Source organism: Pedobacter sp. 05L430, assembly GCF_056397585.1.
The window spans coordinates 1-371 of record NZ_JBFTNT010000661.1 but is presented as its reverse complement, the minus strand read 5'-3'; the positions used below and the strand labels follow the sequence as shown (position 1 = coordinate 371).

Below are 371 nucleotides of genomic sequence, written 5' to 3'. Positions count from 1 at the left end.
GTATTACACCAAATATCAATCTAACCAAACATGGCGAAAAATCAATTCAAATTTAAACTCAAAATTACAGGCTTTGAATTAGAAGTAGAAGGCTCAAAGGAGGATGTAGCTGCTATAACTTCTAGTGTAACAAATCAAATTAAGGGCCTAACCAGTCCACAATTTCTTGGTGACAATTCTGAAACAGAAGATGCAGACACAATGGAAGTTTCTTTACCACAATTGTCTTCCCCTCAAAAAAAGAAGAGTACTCGGAAAAAAATACCTTCAAATGGCAGCAGTGGGAACCAAAAGGTGGAGGTAATTGATTTCAAAAACGACCCAAAAAAATATAGTACACCTTTAATGACATGGAATAAACAACAGAAAGC

General features: G+C 35.3%; 1 protein-coding gene. It reads left to right on the top strand.

Going from position 1 to position 371, the window contains the following annotated elements; genetic code table 11:
- Positions 1 to 30 precede the first annotated feature (30 nt).
- Positions 31 to 371, top strand: a 341-nt coding sequence (locus AC1DG9_RS27850; RefSeq protein ID WP_477635810.1) for a hypothetical protein, incomplete at its 3' end; no start/stop codon positions are given.